The sequence below is a fragment of the Sphingomonas sp. Leaf32 genome (genome assembly GCF_001421765.1).
Taxonomy (GTDB): Bacteria; Pseudomonadota; Alphaproteobacteria; order Sphingomonadales; family Sphingomonadaceae; genus Sphingomonas.
Genome location: NZ_LMLA01000008.1, coordinates 288,307 through 302,120 on the forward strand (window position 1 = coordinate 288,307; position 13,814 = coordinate 302,120).

Genomic DNA, 13,814 nt, shown 5'->3' on the forward strand with positions numbered 1-13,814 from the left:
GGCCAAAGTTCACGAAGTTCACACTCGCACGCATTGCGCGCGTCGTCGGTCGTTCGGCGAACACGTGGATGGCGAGGACAAGTCGGCGGACGATGCGAAAGAGCGGTGCCGATCATGACAGCCGACCCGCCTGTAGGAAAGTCAGGGGGCGATCTCCGCGCCGTCCCAGGCGAAGATGCGGCCGCTCTGCGCCGGGGTCAGGCCGTCGAGCACCGCCAATAGCCGCTCGGCGCTATAGGCCGGGGTGAACAGCTTTTCCGCCGGCACGCCGCGCTGGAACGGTTTGCTCAAGCCGGTGTCGACCGTGCCGGGATGCAGCGCGACGCATACCGTCTGGCGGTGGCTGCGCGCCAGTTCGATCGCGGCGGTGCGCACGATCTGGTTCAGCGCCGCCTTCGATGCGCGATAGCCGTACCAGCCGCCCAGCCGGTTGTCGGAAATGCTGCCGACCCGCGCCGAGATGCAGGCGATGGTCGACGGCGCGTCTTTCGCCAGCAGCGGCGCGAAATATTTGAGCGCGAGTGCCGGGCCGATGGTGTTGATCGCGAAGAGATGCGCGAGGCGGTCGGCGTCGAGATCGCGCAGCGACCGTTCGGGGCCGCCCGTTTCGTCGTGCAGGATGCCGGTCGCGACGATGACGCGGGTGAGCGGCGTGTCGATGCGGGTAGCGGCGGCTTTGATGCTGGCGGGGTCGGCGAGATCGATCGGATGATAGTCGACGCCGACGGGAAGCGCGTCCGGTTCGCGGCGGGCGGCGGCGATGACGCGGGCGTAGCGACCGGACGCTGCAAGCGCCGCCGTCAGTGCCGCGCCGATCCCGCCATTCGCGCCGATCACCATTGCCGTCGTCATCGCCGCCTCCATTGCTCCAACGTAAACCGTCACGGTCAAAGTGCTGCTGCGATCCCGCGGCACTTTGACCCGCGATGGGCGAACCGTACAACGCGGCTGCACAAAAAAAGGTCTGTCCTATCGATGGTTATAGCCCGTTTCGCCGCCATGATGCTGACGATCGTCGGCACCGTTCCAGCCGCTGCGCGCGACGCCGCCGACTATCCGGACATTCCCGAACCGATGGTGTTCGACATGGTGCGCCCGATGGGCGCGCGAAGGGGAGAATTGGAAACCAACGTCCTCGCGCTGTCGCCGCTGTCTGGGCAAGAGCGCGCGGTCGAATGGGCGCCGGAGGTCGAATATGCCGTCGCCGACGGTTTCGCGCTGGAGTTCGAATTGCCGTTCGAAGGCGCCCGACTGGCGGAGCTGAAGATGGGAGCGCAGGCGACGATCGGGACGTTCGACCGGGGGCGGATCGTTCACGGCCTGCAATATCTGGGAATATACGAGCGCGAGAGCGGACGGACGTCGCAGGCGCTGCTCTACATGCTGGGGCGGCGGCATAGCGAGCGGCTGAGCACGATGACGATGGTCGGGGTCGGCGATGTCCGGCTGGGCCAGTCGGAGAGCGACGCCGGGCTGCTGGTCAACCATTCGACCTTCTACGACGTCGGGCGGGACCGGGTCGCCGGGGTTGAGGTCAATTACAAGTCGCACCACGATGGCGGCGTCGCGATCATCCCGCAATTTCACGCACCGCTGGCGAACAAGGTCAACGTGCAACTGGGGGCCGGGGTCGACCGGCAGCGGGGGGAACGCGCCCGGCCGGTCGGCGGGGTGCGATTGATTAAGGAGTTTTGAGGGGAGTGTCGTCACTCCGGACTTGATCCGGCGATACTGCGCTGTTCACGTACCCCCGCGCAGGCGGGGGTCCAGAGCGACCCAGAACGACGGTTTGTGACTGCAACCCTGCCCCCCACCTGCGCGGGGGTACGGCAGGGTTTTGCCGGGTTCGGGGTTCTCGCTTCGCGACCGAAGAAGAAGCGCAACCCTGGCGCAAGGCCGGGGTGACGTTGTGCGTTGAGCAACGAAGGCGCTCCACTTCGGGAGCGCCCTCTCCTCACCCCACCATGCCGCCCGCCGCCAGCACCGCCAGCGTCACCAGTTCGTTCGCCGTGCTGGTCATCGGCGCGATCTGCACCGGCTTTTCCATGCCGATCAGCATCGGGCCGATCACGTCGTCGCCGCCCAGTTCGCGCAACAGCTTGGCCGAGATATTGGCCGATTGCAGCCCCGGCATGATGAGGACGTTGGCCGGTCCCGACAGGCGGGCGAAGGGGAAGTTCGCCATCTGCTTGGGGTTGAGCGCGACGTCGGGGGCCATTTCGCCTTCATATTCGAAGCCGACCTGCCGCTTGTCGAGTGCGGCCACGCCGTCGCGGACGTTATCGATCCACTGGCCCGACGGATTGCCGAAGGTCGAATAGCTGAGGAACGCGACGCGCGGTTCGTGGCCCATGCGGCGGGCGACGGCGGCGGTGCGTTCGGCGATGTCGGCCAGTTCCTCGGCGCTGGGCCGTTCGTTGATAGTCGTGTCCGACATGAACACGGTGTGGCTTTGTCCGACCAGCAGGTGGATGCCGAACGGCACCTTGCCGTCGACCGGATCGATCACGCGGCGCACATCGCGGAACGTCTGCGCATAGGTGCGGGTGATGCCCGTAATCATCGCGTCGGCGACGCCCAGCTGCAGCAGCACCGCGCCGAAGGTGTTGCGGTCCTGGTTGATGAGGCGTTCGGCGTCGCGCTTCAGATAGCCGCGCCGCTGGAGCCGTTCGTAGAGGAAATCGACCATCTGCGGCACCATCTCGCTGGTGCGGCTGTTGTGGACCTCGTAATCCTCCGGGTTGGCGACGCCCAGCGCGCGCAGCCGGTCATGCACGTCTTCGCGCCCGACCAGCACCGGGATGCCATAGCCGCCTTCCTTGAAGGCAATGGCGGCGCGCAGCACGACTTCCTCTTCGCCCTCGGCAAACAGCACGCGCTTGGGATGCGCCTTGGCGCCCTCATAGGCCATGGTCAGGACCGAGGTGGTCGGGTTGAGCCGCGCGCGCAGCGTCTGGCGATACGCCTCCATGTCGAGAATCGGGCGCGTCGCGACACCGGAGTCCATCGCCGCCTTGGCCACCGCGCTCGGCACCAGTTCCATCAGGCGCGGGTCGAACGGCGCGGGGATGATGTATTCGGGGCCGAAGCTGTGTTGCGTGCCATAGGCGAGTGCGACCTCTTCCGGCACGCGCTGGCGCGCCAGTTCGGCGATGGCGTTGGCGGCGGCGATCTTCATCTCGTCATTGATGCCGGTCGCGCGCACGTCGAGCGCACCGCGGAAGATGAAGGGGAAGCCGATGACGTTGTTGACCTGGTTCGGATAGTCCGAACGTCCGGTGGCGACGATCGCGTCGGGCCGCGCGGCCTTGGCCAGTTCGGGGCGGATTTCGGGTTCCGGGTTGGCCATCGCGAAGATGATCGGCGACGGGGCCATGTCCTTGACCATTTCGGGCTTCAGCGCGCCGGCGGCCGACAGCCCCAGGAACACGTCGGCGCCGTGCAGCGCTTCGGTGAGCGTGCGGCGGTCGGTGGCGGCGGCGTGCGCCGACTGCCACTGGTTCACGTCGTCGCGCCCCTGATAGATGACGCCGGTGCGGTCGCACATGATGACGTTGTGATGGGCGACGCCCATCGCCTTCATGAGTTCGGTGCAGGCGATGGCGGCGGCCCCTGCCCCGTTCACCACGACCTTCACTTCGCTCAGCTTGCGCTTGGTCAGCAGACAGGCGTTGATGAGGCCGGCGGCGCAGATGATCGCGGTGCCGTGCTGGTCGTCATGGAACACAGGAATGTTCATGCGTTCGCGCAGCGTCTGCTCGATGATGAAGCATTCGGGCGACTTGATGTCTTCGAGGTTGATGCCGCCGAAGCTCGGCTCCATCAGCTCGACCGCATCGATGAAGCGGTCGACATCCTCGGTCTTCAGTTCGATGTCGATCGAATCCACGTCGGCGAAGCGCTTGAACAGGACCGCTTTGCCCTCCATCACCGGCTTGGATGCCAGCGCGCCCAAGTTGCCGAGGCCGAGGATGGCGGTGCCGTTGGAGATGACCGCGACCAGATTGCCCTTGGCGGTATAGTCATAGGCGCAGGCGGGATCGTCGTAGATCGCCTTTACCGGCACCGCGACGCCGGGCGAATAGGCCAGCGCCAGGTCGCGCTGCGTCGCCATCGGCTTTGACGCGATGATCTCGATCTTGCCGGGCCGTCCCTCCGAATGGAACAGCAGCGCCTCGCGCTCGGAAAACTGGTCGGTGGTTTCGGACACTGGCGCTTCTCCCGTTTCCATGGGCTTTACGCAGGGGAAGGCGGATCGGGCAAGGGTGAAGGGCCGGTTCGGCGACATTGCCCTTGGTCCCGCGCACCGGTATCGCCGCGCCATGGCAAGCAAGGCTCGATCGGACGATTCCCCCGCCCCCACCCCGATGATGCAGCAATATCTGGCGTTGAAGGCGGAGGCCGACGACTGCCTGCTCTTTTACCGCATGGGCGATTTCTTCGAGCTGTTCCATGACGATGCGAAGATCGCCGCCGCGTGCCTTGACATCGCGCTGACCGCGCGCGGCGAGCATGAGGGCAGCAAGATTCCGATGTGCGGGGTGCCGGTGCACAGCGCCGAGGGGTATCTGGCGCGGCTCATCAAGGCCGGGCACCGCGTCGCCATCGCCGAGCAGGTCGAAAGCCCGGAAGAGGCGAAGAAGGCGCGCGGGTCGAAGGCGCTGGTCGCGCGGGCGATCGTGCGCGTCGTCACGGCGGGGACGCTGACCGAGGAGGCGCTGCTCGACGCGCGGACAGCGAACTGGTGCGCGTGTATCGGCGAGGCGGCGGGCGGGGTCGCCATCGCTGCCGCCGATGTGTCGACCGGCCGGTTCGAGGTGATCGAAACCGACGCCACCGGCCTGACCGCCGCCCTCGCGCGGTTGCAGGCAGTCGAGGTGGTCGCGGCGGACACGTCGGCGTTCGCGGAGGTCGCGACCTTGCTGCGATCGAAGGCGGATTTCGACAGCGCGGGCGGCGAGGCACGGTTGAAAGCGCTGCACGGCGTCGCGACCCTCGACGGGTTCGGACAGTTTTCGCGCGCGGCGCTGGCCGCGGCGGGTGGGCTGATCGCCTATCTCGACCATAATGCGCGCGGGCAGATGCCGTTCCTGCGCCCGCCGGTCTGCGCTGCGGAAGGGCAGTGCATGGCGATCGATGCGGCGACGCGCGAGAGCCTGGAGCTGACCCGTACCGCCGCCGGCGCGCGGGCGGGGAGCCTGCTGGCCGAAGTCGACCGGACGGTGACGGGTGCCGGCGCGCGGTTGCTGGCGGGCGACATCGCCGCGCCGTTGATGGACCGGGCGATGATCGAGGCGCGGTTGGCCGCCGTCGGCTGGGCGCATGACGATCCCGGTTTGCGCGACGAACTGCGCACCACACTGCGTGCGCTGCCCGATATCGGGCGGGCACTGGGGCGGATCGCGGCAGGACGGGGTTCCCCACGCGATCTGGGGCAGTTGCGCGACGGGTTGAGCGCGGCGTGGACGCTGGGGCAGCGGCTGGACAAATTGCCGGCCGTGCCGCCACTGATCGCGGAGCTGGCGCCGCGGCTACGCGGGCATGGCGAGTTGATCGACCTGCTGACGCGCGGGCTGGTGCCGATGCCGCCGATCGACGCGGCGGCGGGCGGGTTCGTGGCCGAAGGGTTCGATGCTGCACTCGATGCACTGCGCGATACCGGCGCGGGCGGGCGGCGGGCGATCGCCGCGCTGGAGGCGCAGTATCGCGAGCGCACCGGTATTTCGGCGCTGAAGATCCGGCATAACGGCGTGCTGGGCTATCATGTCGAGGTGCCCGCGCGCGTCGCCGACAAGCTGATGGCGGCCGACAGCGGCTTTACCCATCGCCAGACGCTGGCCGGGGTGGTCCGCTTCAACGCGCCCGACCTGCACGAAGCCGCGCTGAAGGTCGGCCAGGCCGGTGCACACGCGCTGGCGGCGGAGGCGGCGCATCTGGAGGCGTTTACCGAGGCGGCGCTCGACAAGCGCGAGGCCATCGCCGCGACGGCGGATGCGCTGGCGCGGATCGACGTGACGGCGGCGCTGGCCGAACGCGCGGCCGAAGGCGGCTGGGCGCGGCCCGAACTGGTCGACCATAGCTGCCTCGACATCGTCGGCGGACGGCATCCGGTGGTCGAAAGCGCGGTGGCCAGAAGCGGCGGGCGGTTCGTCGCCAACGATTGCCGCCTGTCGGAACAGTCGCGGCTGTGGCTGGTGACCGGCCCCAACATGGGCGGCAAGTCGACCTTCCTGCGGCAGAATGCGCTGATCGTCGTGCTGGCGCAGGCGGGCAGTTTCGTGCCGGCGACATCGGCCACGCTGGGGCTGGTCGACCGGTTGTTCAGCCGGGTCGGCGCGTCGGACAATCTCGCGCGGGGGCGATCGACCTTCATGGTCGAGATGGTCGAGACGGCGGCGATCCTCGCGCAGGCGACGCCGCGGTCGTTCGTGATCCTCGACGAAGTGGGGCGCGGCACATCGACCTATGACGGCCTCGCCATCGCCTGGGCCGTGGTCGAGGCGATCCATGAGGATAATCGCTGCCGCTGCCTGTTCGCGACCCATTATCACGAGCTGACCCGGCTGGCGGAACGCTGTGACGCGCTGTCGCTCCACCATGTCCGCGCGCGCGAGTGGAAGGGCGATCTGGTGCTGCTCCACGAACTGGCCGAGGGGCCGGCGGATCGCAGCTACGGCATCGCGGTGGCGCGCCTCGCCGGCTTGCCGCCCGCGACGCTGCAACGCGCCAAGGCCGTGCTGGCGAAGCTGGAGGCAGGCAAGGCGAAGACCGGCGGCATCGCGGCAGGACTGGACGACCTGCCGCTGTTCGCCGCGATGGCCCTGGTCGAGGAAGCTCCGGTCGATGGCTTGCGCGAGGCGCTGGGCGCGCTGGATGTCGACGCGATGTCACCGCGCGAGGCGATGGAGGCGCTGTACCGGTTGAAGGGGTTGGTGTGAGTTCCGACCGTCGCTCAGGTCGGAGGAAACACGCTCCCCTTCGCGCATCCGGGCGACACCGGCAACGCAGCGCCAACCCGCTGTGCAGCCGGGTCAGCTGGTCACGTTCGCCTGCTGAAATTCGGTGCGCGTAACCCGGCCATCGCCGTTTCGATCGAGTGTCGCGAACGCATCGGTCATCGCCGCCAGCAACTGCCCGCGTTGTTCGGGCGCGCGACGGGCGAACGTCCGATCGGCCTTGACCGCGACCGCTTGCAGTTCGCGGCGATCGACGACATCGTTGCGATTGATGTCGTACAGATCGAAGAAGTTCAGTTCGTTCTCATAGGCGATCGGCGTCTGCCCCTGATATGGATAGAAGCCGGCATGATGCGATCCACCCGGCGGTACCGATTGCAGCAGCAGCGCGAACAAGATCGATGCAGACATGGGCATTCTCCCAAACCATTGGTATTGTCGAGGATGCCCGATCGCGCGCAGATGACAAGTGCTTTCGATCATAGGCGATCCGCCCACCCGGTCCGGCACGGATCGACCGGCGCCGGGCGGGATGTCAGCGGAATTTCGGCAATTCGTCCTTCGTGATGTAGCGCGGCGAGCCATAGGCCGCCTTCAGCGTTTCGGCGGTGTTCTGCACCCCGTCCTGTAGCCAGCGGGTGTGCCATGTCATGAACCACAGCCAGTCGGCCTGCGACCCCAGCAGCGTCGGGTCGGGGATCGGGCCGTTTTCGTGCAGCGCGATCGGCACGGTGTCGCCGACGATCGCCTTCACGCCCGCGAACATCGGGGCCAGACTGCCGTGGTGATCGACATAGGTGTCGGCCCCGGCGACATCGACATAGGCGCGGCCGGGATAATAGTCCGCATCGGGCACGTCGGCGAACCCCAATACCCAGATCAGATTGTCGAGCCGGCGTTCGTCGACGAAATAGCGATACATGGTCCGCCACAACCGCTTGAAGGCAACCGGTCCCCACTGCCCCCACCAGAACCAGCTGCCGGTGAATTCGTGGAACGGCCGCCACAGCACGGGGACGCGCGCGTCGCGCAATTCGGTCAGCAGGTCAGCGATCTGCGCCATGTCGCGGTGCATGGCGGCGTGCTGCGGCGTACCGGGCGTCAGCGCGGCGCGCACGTCGAACGTGCGTTTGGAATTTTCATAGCCCGTACCCCGGTCGGGTGCGCCCCAATGCCAGCAGATGCTGGGGATGCCGCCCTCCTCCCGCCACCAGCGCGTCGCGCGGGCATTGACGGCGGCATTGTCCTTCGGATCGATATAGTCGAGGCCGAGGATCGCGGGCAGCTTGCCGGTCGTGCGCTCCAGAAAGTCGAGTTCGGCACGCGGCCCCTGCGGCGTCCAGCTCGATTCCTGCTGTCCGGTCAGCGTGCGCTTGCCATAGATGCTCCAGAAATAGCGATAGAGCGCCCGCGCCTCCGCCGAGGCGCGCGGGTTGCTCAGCCGCCGTGCCGGCACCCCTTCCGCCGGCAATGCCGTGCCGAGCGCGATCGATGCCAGTCCGCCCAGTCCCTGCCGTCGCGTGATCCGCATCGCGATCCTCCCCTAATGTCGTTGCGGCAGGCTGGCCCGATGAATAACGAAAATCAACATTCGATTTTGCGGGAGGCGCGTAGCGGATAGGAAAGGCCATGACCGACCTGTCGCAGATCGTTGCCGATATTGCCGCCGAAATGGCCGATGCCCCCGACCGGGGCACGCCCGCCGACTATATCCCGCCGCTCGCCGCCGTGGACCCGAACCGGTTCGGCATGGCGGTGATCGAGGCGGACGGGACATGCCATCTGGCGGGCGATGCCGAAGAGCCGTTCTCGATCCAGTCGGTGTCGAAGGTGTTCGCGCTGACGCTGGCGCTGGGCGCGGTGGGGGATCAATTGTGGAAGCGGGTCGGGCGCGAACCGTCGGGCAGCGCGTTCAATTCGATCGTGCAGCTGGAGAGCGAACACGGGATTCCGCGCAATCCGTTCATCAACGCCGGGGCGATCGTCGTCGCCGACATATTGCTCGGCCGCTACGAACCGCGCGAGGCGCTGGGCGAGCTGCTGCGCTTCGTGCGGGCGGCGGCGGGCGAGGACGGCATCTTCATCGACGAAGGCGTGGCGAAGGCGGAACAGGATACGGGATTCCGCAACCTTGCGCTGGCCAGCTACATGCGCGCGTTCGGCAATCTGCACCATGATCCGCACGTGACGCTGGGCGTGTATTTCCACCAGTGCGCGCTGGCGATGAGCTGCCGGCAACTGGCGCTGGCCGGGCGGTATCTGGCGGCGGGCGGGGTCAATCCGACGACCGGGCGCAATGTCGTGTCGGCGCAGCGGGCGCGGCGGATCAACGCGCTGATGCTGACCTGCGGCCATTATGACGGGTCCGGTGAGTTCGCGTTCCGCGTGGGGTTGCCGGGCAAGAGCGGGGTCGGCGGCGGCATCCTGGCGATCGCGCCCGGCATCGCCTCGATCGCCGTATGGTCGCCGGGGCTGAACGAGCGCGGCAATTCACAACTGGGGACGGTGGCGCTGGAGCGGCTGGTGCAGCGGACCGGGTGGTCGGTATTCGAGCCGCGATAGGGGTGGCGCTCGCCATTTGCGGTAACCTTACGTCACCCCGGACTTGATCCGAGGTGACGTTAGAACGTGATGACATCCAGTAGAACCGTTCGTGCTGAGTAGGGACTAAGCTTGTCGAAGGCCTATATCGAAGCACCTCCTCCACGGTCCTTCGATACGCCGCTTCGACAAGCTCAGCGGCTACTCAGGACGAACGGTTCTATCTTATGTCATCAAGCTCTAACAGCGTGGTGGCGCTTACCGCGCCGCCGCCGGTTGCGGGGTGAAGCTGGTCACGTTCGCCATGCCGTTCGTGCCGAAGGTGATGATGTGGCGCGACCCTTCCTGACAGGTGGCGACCCAGCTTCCCGGCTTCTCGCCCTTTTCGGACTTGGTGACGCTCTGGCACGGCAGGCCGGCGTCGCGGATGGCGCGGATGAAGACGCCGTCGCGCTGGCCGGGCGACAGGGCATCGACCTTGGTCGCGGTTTCCTGCGCTTCCTGCGCATTGGCGGCGGCGGCCTGATTGGCGGCGGCCTGCTGCTCGGCGCTCGGCCCGCACGCCGCCAGCATCAACGATCCACCCAGCATCACCAGCAACGCACGCATGTGTCTCTCCCGATCAAGCCGCAGGCGCGGCGACTGTCCGTTTCGGACAAAGCCCGACCCCGCCTGCGGGTTCCGTGCATCCTACCGCTGATACGCCTTGGGCAGCCCCTGTTCGGCGGGCACCAGATAGCGATCGCGCAGGCGGGTCTGGCGGTTGGTGAGCGGCTGCTCGACGCCATCGATGAACAGCTGCGTCGGGGCCGATCCGATTTCGAGCGGATCGCCATCCCAGATCACCACGTCGCCGCGCCGGCCGGGAGCAAGCGAGCCGATTTCCCCCTCCATGCCGATCGTGCGGGCAGGCAGCGAACTGATCGTGGCGAAGGCGGCATTCCAGTCGAGGCCGGAGGCACCCGGCACCTTCGACAGCGCGACGAGGTTGCCGGCATATTGCCGCACCAGCCGCGCCTGCCGCGCTTCGTCGTCGCCGATCATGCCGATGCCGACGACTACACCGGCGGCCTTCATCCGACCGATATTGGACTGCGTGGCGGCGAGTTGTTCGAAGCTGGCGGGCAGGTCGGACAGCGCGCTGGCCAGCACCGGCACGTTCGCCGCCGCGATCTGTGCCGCGACGGTCCAGCCTTCGCTGGCCCCGACCAGTACCGGCTTCAAGCCGGCGAACTCACGCTTCAAGGCCAGTACGCCGAGGATGTCGGAGGCACGCTCGACATGGATCAGCAGCGGGACCTGTCCAGTCAGCACCTTTTGCAGCGCCTGCGCGTCGGCGCGCGTCAGCAGCGCTTCCTTACCGCGATCGGCGAAGCTCGCCGGATTGCGGGCATAGGCCTGCGCCTCGAACAGCGCGTTGCGGAACAGCGCCATCGCCGCCGGGCGGCTGCCGCCGGCCGCACGCGCGCCGGTTTCGCCCCATTCCATGAACTGGAACGCCTGCCCCCTTGTCACCGCGTCCATGTCGTTGCCGAGGTCGATGACGGCCCCCTGCCCGGCGAAGATCGAGCCGCCATTATCGGGCGCGACGATCGCGCGGGTGATGCCGTCGGTGCGGTTGATCGCGATCGGCGTCGCGCGCGGATTGACGGCCGAGGCGATGTCGAGACCGGCATTGAACACGCTTTCGCGCGCCGAGGCGTCGTTGGTGGGCGACACGCCGTCGACCTCGACGATACCCAACCGGGTGAAGCCGGCGACGAGGCCGGGCGTGACGTAGCGCCCGCCGGCATCAATGGTGCGACCGCCCGCCGCAGCACCGCCGCGCCCGGCGCTGACAACGCGCCCGCCGCGCACGACGACGGTGCCGCCCTCGATCGGGGCCGATCCGTCGCCCAGCACGAGCTTTGCATTAGTGATGGTCACGTCCTGCGCGATGGCAGGGGCGGCAAGGGTCGCGCTGCCAAGCAGGGCGGCGAGGAACAGGCGCTTCACTTCACATCCCCTTCGCCGGGCTGGCCGAGTTCGAAATCGGACACCGGGCGCAATTTCGGATTGTTCGCGTCGTAGAGCAGCGCGCCGTCGACCCACACCATCTGCGGACGGGTATAGACGCTGAACGGATCGCCGTTCCACAGCACCACATCGGCCATCTTGCCGGCTTTCAGCGACCCCGTGACCTTGTCGATGCCCAGCGCCCGCGCCGGGTTGATCGCGAGCCAGGTCCAGGCATGTTCGGGCGTCACGGTGATCCCGACCCGCCTGGCCGAGGCGATGACCTTCGCCACTTCCTGATTCAGCCGCTGGATGCCGTTCTCGCTGTCCGAATGGATCATCGCGCAGGCGCCCTGCTGGTCGAGGATCGCGAGGTTTTCGCCGATCGCGTCGTAGCTTTCCATCTTGAAGCCGTACCAGTCGGCCCAGACCGCCGAGCAGACACCGCGCGCCTTCAACAGGTCGGCGATCTTGTAGCTTTCGACGGCGTGGTGGAAGGCGGTGACCTTGTACCCCATCTCCTGCGCCATATCCATGACGATGGCCATTTCGTCGGCGCGGTAGCAATGGTTGTGGACGAGGATCTCGCCGTCCAGCACGCCGCGCAGCGTGTCCATCGCCAGATCGCGGGCCGGCGGTTCGTCGCCGCCATCCGCCTCGTACTTGTCCCACTTTCGGTCATATTCGCGCGCTTTCAGCCACGTCGCGCGATCGACCGCGATGTTGCCCATGCGGGTCGAGGGCATCCGCCCCTTCGCCCCATAGACGCGCTTCGGATTCTCGCCGCAGGCCATCTTCAGGCCATAGGGCGCGCCGGGGAACTTCATCGCCTGCATGGTGCGGCCATAGACGTTCTTCAGCGTGACCGAGCGGCCACCCATCAGGTTCGCGGAGCCGGGCAGGATCTGGAGCGTCGTCACGCCGCCATTGGTCAGCGCGCGGGCAAAGCCCGGGTCCTGCGGCCAGACGCTGTGTTCGGCCCAGACCTCGGCGGTGACCGGGCCGGTCATCTCGTTGCCGTCGCTGTTCGCCTCGACGCCGGGGCTGGGATAGTCGCCCAGATGGCTGTGGACGTCGATGACGCCCGGCGTCACCCACTTGCCCTGTCCGTCGATCACCGTCACGCCATCGGTCGGCGCGATCGATTGCCCGACCTCGACGATCTTGCCGCCCTGAAACAGCACCGAGCCGCCGTCGATCCGCCCGCCCTCGCCATCGAAGATGGTGACGTTGGTGACCAGCGTCGGCCGGCCCGGATAGGCGCGATAGGTCGAGGGGAACGGGTCGTGGTCATAGCCCTTGCCCGCGCCCGGCCCCTTGCCCTTACCCTTGGGCGCGTCGGTGGCGGCGGAGCGCACGCCCTTGCCATCGCCGGTACAGGCGACCAGCCCGGCGGCGAGCGCCACCATCGTCAATGTTCGGATCACGCGGATACTCCCCTTTTCATACGATGCCGGTCAGGCGAAGACGGCCTCCAGGTCGTGGCTGCCCGACCCTTCCTTCGCGGTTCGCGCCTCGTGATAGACGGCGGCGGCGGCGGTTGCCGGCAGCACCCCGACCAGCGTGGCGAAAACCGCCTGAATTCCGGCGGAAACCCACGAATTGTCGGTGCCGAGCAGACCGAGGACCAGGCCCTGCACCATCCCGGTGGCGACGATGTACAATACGCCCCCGATCGCCAGCAGCACCAGCAGCCGCCAGCGCATCCCGCGCAGCAATTCCTGGCTGCGGCCAAAACATTCGATGGCACCGCGCCCTTCCGCCGCCATCACCGGCACGACCACGAACCAGGTGAGCCACAGGATCAGCGCCGGCACGAGGAACAGCACCATGCCCATCATCAGGGCGATGCCGAACAGGATGAGCATTCCCAGCGCCGGCAGCGTCCGCCGCAGCGCCATGCGCGACGTCGCGCCGGGATCGACCGGCTGTCCGGCCAGCGTGTCGACGGCGATACCGGTCATGAACAGCTTGAGGAACGGATAGACCAATATCCACAGGATGCCGAACGGCGCCAGCGACGTCCCGATCGCGATCAGTTGATCGGCGTTGGCCGGGCGTCCGGCGATCAGCGGCATCGCCAGTTGCATCGGCGCGTTCAGCAGCGCGCTTGCCCCGAACAGCGCGAGCGGCGCGCCGCCGATTGCCCCGAAGGTGTTGGAGATTACGCGCCCGATGCCGAAGGCATAGGGCGAGCGCCGCCCCTCATACCAGGCCCCGCCCAGCGCGACCGCGATCAGCAGGACCGGCAGCAACAGCAACAGGATCGCGAACGCCGCCATCGATGACCTTTCCCCCAATGGCCGCCCCCGGCCCTCGACG

General features: G+C 67.5%; 11 protein-coding genes. 3 read left to right on the forward strand and 8 right to left on the reverse strand.

What is annotated here, in order from left to right:
* Positions 1-141: 141 nt before the first annotated feature.
* On the reverse strand, positions 142-852 hold the full coding sequence (locus ASE83_RS11865; RefSeq protein WP_055790291.1) for an SDR family NAD(P)-dependent oxidoreductase: 711 nt from the start codon (positions 850-852) through the stop codon (positions 142-144).
* Positions 853-975: 123 nt separating this feature from the next.
* Here ASE83_RS11865 and ASE83_RS11870 point away from each other — a divergent pair, with 123 nt between their 5' ends.
* Positions 976-1,695 carry a hypothetical protein gene (locus ASE83_RS11870; protein WP_055790016.1) on the forward strand — a complete coding sequence of 240 codons (720 nt, stop codon included), beginning with the start codon at positions 976-978 and terminating at the stop codon, positions 1,693-1,695.
* A 259-nt stretch (positions 1,696-1,954) separates the two neighbouring features.
* Here the strand turns inward: ASE83_RS11870 and ASE83_RS11875 are convergent, their stop codons facing one another.
* Positions 1,955-4,210, reverse strand: coding sequence for an NADP-dependent malic enzyme (locus tag ASE83_RS11875; protein ID WP_235513229.1), 2,256 nt, complete (start codon positions 4,208-4,210; stop codon positions 1,955-1,957).
* 157 nt (positions 4,211-4,367) lie between these two features.
* On the opposite strand from ASE83_RS11875, the gene mutS reads away from it, so the two are divergent.
* Entirely contained in the window at positions 4,368-6,938 is a 2,571-nt protein-coding gene (gene mutS, locus ASE83_RS11880; RefSeq protein WP_055790024.1) for a DNA mismatch repair protein MutS, read from the forward strand.
* 93 nt (positions 6,939-7,031) lie between these two features.
* On the opposite strand, the gene ASE83_RS11885 is transcribed toward mutS, so the two are convergent.
* Positions 7,032-7,367 (reverse strand): EF-hand domain-containing protein, encoded by a 336-nt coding sequence (locus ASE83_RS11885; protein WP_162236615.1) that lies wholly within the window; start codon positions 7,365-7,367, stop codon positions 7,032-7,034.
* Between the two features lie 124 nt (positions 7,368-7,491).
* Positions 7,492-8,487, reverse strand: a complete 996-nt coding sequence (locus ASE83_RS11890) for a glycosyl hydrolase (RefSeq protein WP_055790032.1) — start codon at positions 8,485-8,487, stop codon at positions 7,492-7,494.
* A 98-nt stretch (positions 8,488-8,585) separates the two neighbouring features.
* Between ASE83_RS11890 and ASE83_RS11895 the strand changes: the two genes are divergently transcribed.
* Entirely contained in the window at positions 8,586-9,518 is a 933-nt protein-coding gene (locus ASE83_RS11895) for a glutaminase (protein ID WP_055790035.1), read from the forward strand.
* A 237-nt stretch (positions 9,519-9,755) separates the two neighbouring features.
* On the opposite strand, the gene ASE83_RS11900 is transcribed toward ASE83_RS11895, so the two are convergent.
* The 4 genes from ASE83_RS11900 to ASE83_RS11915 all read right to left on the reverse strand — a co-directional run bounded on the left by ASE83_RS11900 (position 9,756) and on the right by ASE83_RS11915 (position 13,774).
* Positions 9,756-10,106, reverse strand: coding sequence for a hypothetical protein (locus ASE83_RS11900; protein WP_055790038.1), 351 nt, complete (start codon positions 10,104-10,106; stop codon positions 9,756-9,758).
* 81 nt (positions 10,107-10,187) lie between these two features.
* Positions 10,188-11,492, reverse strand: a complete 1,305-nt coding sequence (locus tag ASE83_RS11905) for an amidohydrolase family protein (RefSeq protein WP_055790041.1) — start codon at positions 11,490-11,492, stop codon at positions 10,188-10,190.
* Positions 11,489-12,901 (reverse strand): amidohydrolase, encoded by a 1,413-nt coding sequence (locus ASE83_RS11910; protein ID WP_156353092.1) that lies wholly within the window; start codon positions 12,899-12,901, stop codon positions 11,489-11,491. The genes ASE83_RS11905 and ASE83_RS11910 overlap by 4 nt, the downstream gene beginning before the upstream one ends.
* A gap of 48 nt (positions 12,902-12,949) precedes the next feature.
* Positions 12,950-13,774, reverse strand: a complete 825-nt coding sequence (locus ASE83_RS11915; RefSeq protein ID WP_055790047.1) for a hypothetical protein — start codon at positions 13,772-13,774, stop codon at positions 12,950-12,952.
* Positions 13,775-13,814 lie beyond the last annotated feature (40 nt).

Excerpts from the sequence above, each read along its gene's own strand:
- ASE83_RS11865 (WP_055790291.1), bottom strand. The coding sequence starts at position 852 with ATGACGACGGCAATGGTGATCGGCGCGAATGGCGGGATCGGCGCGGCA.
- ASE83_RS11870 (WP_055790016.1), top strand. The coding sequence starts at position 976 with ATGGTTATAGCCCGTTTCGCCGCCATGATGCTGACGATCGTCGGCACC.
- mutS (WP_055790024.1), top strand. The coding sequence starts at position 4,368 with ATGATGCAGCAATATCTGGCGTTGAAGGCGGAGGCCGACGACTGCCTG.
- ASE83_RS11885 (WP_162236615.1), bottom strand. The coding sequence starts at position 7,367 with ATGTCTGCATCGATCTTGTTCGCGCTGCTGCTGCAATCGGTACCGCCG.
- ASE83_RS11890 (WP_055790032.1), bottom strand. The coding sequence starts at position 8,487 with ATGCGGATCACGCGACGGCAGGGACTGGGCGGACTGGCATCGATCGCG.
- ASE83_RS11895 (WP_055790035.1), top strand. The coding sequence starts at position 8,586 with ATGACCGACCTGTCGCAGATCGTTGCCGATATTGCCGCCGAAATGGCC.
- ASE83_RS11900 (WP_055790038.1), bottom strand. The coding sequence starts at position 10,106 with ATGCGTGCGTTGCTGGTGATGCTGGGTGGATCGTTGATGCTGGCGGCG.
- ASE83_RS11910 (WP_156353092.1), bottom strand. The coding sequence starts at position 12,901 with ATGGTGGCGCTCGCCGCCGGGCTGGTCGCCTGTACCGGCGATGGCAAG.
- ASE83_RS11915 (WP_055790047.1), bottom strand. The coding sequence starts at position 13,774 with ATGGCGGCGTTCGCGATCCTGTTGCTGTTGCTGCCGGTCCTGCTGATC.